We start from the raw sequence: 2,351 nt of genomic DNA, 5'->3' as shown, positions 1-2,351 counted from the left end.
ACAACAAGTGAAGCCTCTGGTGGACAGTGATCTTGGTCGATCTGCTCTCCTACCAGGGGCTTCGCTGGTACGTGGGGAGGCTCGCCGCCTGCCTCGAGCCACCGGCGTCGGGCTGGTCACAGAGGATGAAAAAGGCTCAGTGTTCGGCGAGGTAGGCGGGGTCTTCCAGACGGCGTTGGGATTCGGTGACCAGGGCGGTGATCGCGGCGTCGCGGTCCGCCCCGGTGACCCACCAGTCCTCGCCGGGGTAGTAGGCGCGGATGGTGCCGTCGGCCTGGTCGACGAACATCGGTCGTTGCAGGACGTGGGTGACCGGTTCAGGGCCGGGCTGAGGGGCCGGGTGCATAGAAGATCTCCCTCGATCCGTCTTCGTTGTGGACGTAGCAGACGTACTGCATTCCTGGGTGCCCGACGATCGGGCCGGTGTACTTGCAGTCAATCGTCGCAGGTGTTGCGGTGGCTGGTGCGGTGGTGAGCGCGATCGGTGCGGCGGCCAAGATGCCTGCGGTCGCCATGATCGCCAGGACACGTACTCCCATGATGGGTCCCCCTTGTTGTGGCCGAGAACGCTCGGTCACAAGGATTGGACGCCGACCGGCCCGATCCGGTTCCCGAAGTCTTCACCGACCGCATGGTCGGTCGGGCTCGCCCCTTCACCCCGTCGAGTGCGCCGCGCGCAGGCTCGAGCAGATTCGGCACACAGGGGCCGGGGACCTACTGAATCGGCCGGTCTTTCGACGGCAGCCTTGGTTGTCGGTCGGTTGTGTCAGGCTGGGCATCGCAAAGGCAGAGCCACGCTGGTCGCAGGGAGAACGAGATGGCCGACATCGACGACGGGCCCACGGTCCGGCTTGTCGCGCACTGCCGCCGCTGCCGAGGGTGGCTGCTGTCACCGCGATCGGTCGCCCAAGGGATCGGCCCGACATGCGCGATCCGGGAACGCGCCGAGCAACGGGCAGCCGACGCCGCCGCGGCAGCATCGACGCTGGTGCTGTTCGAACTCCCCGCCACCGACACCGAGGCCGAGCATCCCCGCGATCTGCTCGATCTCCTCGACCTGGCCAGCTGACCTCACAGAGAAGGGTGGCCACGGCATGGCATACACCCCGCCGTACTACCGGTGCTGGAACGCGTGGTGCGTCGAGGACTACCACCTGATGCCCACCTGCCCCCGCCGGCCACCGGTCCTCGTGCCTGTCCGGGCGAGGCCGCTGACTCAACGCGAACGCGACGCCCTCACCCACCTCCGGCGCCTGGAAGAGGCCGGAGAGCTCCGCATCCTGCCCCGGAATTGGCAGTGGTGGCTCGCCGCGGCCGCCGCGTTCCTCCTGCTGCTCATCCTCTTCTAGCCCACCCAGGGCTCGACCTCCTCCGACATCATGCAGCCCCTTGGGAAACTAGGACCGGTAGGGGCCATATGGGCAGTAGCGCCACAGGGGGTCCTCAGCGGACCGCCCACATGGTGAACGGCTGCCCTGCAGTTCGGCTCGAAAGCTCTCCCCGGAACGGGGCCTCGTGAGCCTCTGCCAGCTGTTGTATTCGACGGTCAGGCGGGTGGGTCGACTTCCCGCAGTCGTTCGGCGAGGGCATCGGTGCGGTGCTGGTAGTCGTCGTGGCTGATCTCGTTGACCTCGAACCCGGGTGTGGTTTCTAGGCCGTCTCGGTGGCGTTGGGTGCGTTTCCAGTGCGCGGCGACGTAGGCGGGGTCTTGCATGCGCCGGTCGAACTCGGCGTGCAGCAGGGTGATCGCATGTTGGCGGTCGGTGCCGGTGACGTGCCAGTCGTCGCCGGGGTAGTAGGCGCGCACGGTGCCGTCGGCCTGGTTCACGAACTGCGGGCGTTGCAGGACGTGGACGACCGGGTCAGGGCCGGGCTGAGGGTCCGGGTGCATAGAAGACCTCCGTCGAGCCGTCGTCGTGGTGGACATAGCAGATGTACTGCATTCCAGGGTGGCCCACGACCGGACCGGAGTACATGCAGTTCATCGTGGTCTCCGCCGCGGCCGGGGTGGCCGCCACACTGTCGGTGACCGTCCGCGGGGACTGCGGCAGAACCGCCACCTTGGTGGCGCTGGTGTGCAGAGTACGCGCAACGCCTTCTGCGCGGTATGTGCACGGTTGTCGCAGTAGCGGCGCGGGGCGCCGCGTTGGCCGGGGGCTGCGAGCGGGCAGTGGTGCTCCGCAGCCCGGGAACTGGCAGTGGCCCTGTGAGTTGGTGGCGGGTGCCACGGCGGTGCGCATCGGATTCCCTTTCCGTGCAATACAATTAATTACCGCCGGGGGGGGGATGAAATTGTATGGATTCGGTTCGATGGAAAGAAGAGGCGCGGGGGGGCGGCGGCGAGGGGGCGC

Annotated in this window: 6 protein-coding genes; 2 read left to right on the top strand and 4 right to left on the bottom strand. The window is 67.4% G+C overall.

Features of this window, described 5'->3' with window-relative positions:
• Positions 1 to 136: 136 nt before the first annotated feature.
• Together QH283_RS02580 and QH283_RS02575 are read right to left on the bottom strand one after the other, a co-directional pair.
• Entirely contained in the window at positions 137 to 346 is a 210-nt protein-coding gene (locus QH283_RS02580; RefSeq protein WP_280501411.1) for a hypothetical protein, read from the bottom strand.
• Positions 318 to 539: a hypothetical protein gene (locus tag QH283_RS02575; protein ID WP_280501410.1), complete on the bottom strand. Its 222-nt coding sequence runs from the start codon at positions 537 to 539 to the stop codon at positions 318 to 320. Before QH283_RS02575 ends, QH283_RS02580 begins: the two co-directional genes overlap by 29 nt.
• 278 nt (positions 540 to 817) lie before the next feature.
• On the opposite strand from QH283_RS02575, the gene QH283_RS02570 reads away from it, so the two are divergent.
• Positions 818 to 1,069 carry a DUF6011 domain-containing protein gene (locus tag QH283_RS02570; RefSeq protein ID WP_280501409.1) on the top strand — a complete coding sequence of 84 codons (252 nt, stop codon included), beginning with the start codon at positions 818 to 820 and terminating at the stop codon, positions 1,067 to 1,069.
• A 25-nt stretch (positions 1,070 to 1,094) separates the two neighbouring features.
• Entirely contained in the window at positions 1,095 to 1,349 is a 255-nt protein-coding gene (locus tag QH283_RS02565) for a hypothetical protein (RefSeq protein ID WP_280501408.1), read from the top strand.
• Positions 1,350 to 1,546: 197 nt separating this feature from the next.
• On the opposite strand, the gene QH283_RS02560 is transcribed toward QH283_RS02565, so the two are convergent.
• Both QH283_RS02560 and QH283_RS02555 read right to left on the bottom strand, forming a co-directional pair.
• Positions 1,547 to 1,891: a hypothetical protein gene (locus QH283_RS02560; protein ID WP_280501407.1), complete on the bottom strand. Its 345-nt coding sequence runs from the start codon at positions 1,889 to 1,891 to the stop codon at positions 1,547 to 1,549.
• Positions 1,863 to 2,060, bottom strand: a complete 198-nt coding sequence (locus QH283_RS02555) for a hypothetical protein (RefSeq protein WP_280501406.1) — start codon at positions 2,058 to 2,060, stop codon at positions 1,863 to 1,865. Before QH283_RS02555 ends, QH283_RS02560 begins: the two co-directional genes overlap by 29 nt.
• Positions 2,061 to 2,351 lie beyond the last annotated feature (291 nt).

It is taken from the genome of Nocardia farcinica (assembly GCF_029867845.1).
Lineage (GTDB): Bacteria > Actinomycetota > Actinomycetes > Mycobacteriales > Mycobacteriaceae > Nocardia > Nocardia farcinica_A.
The sequence above is the reverse complement of the archived record's forward strand: the minus strand, read 5'-3'. Positions and strand labels throughout refer to the sequence as shown.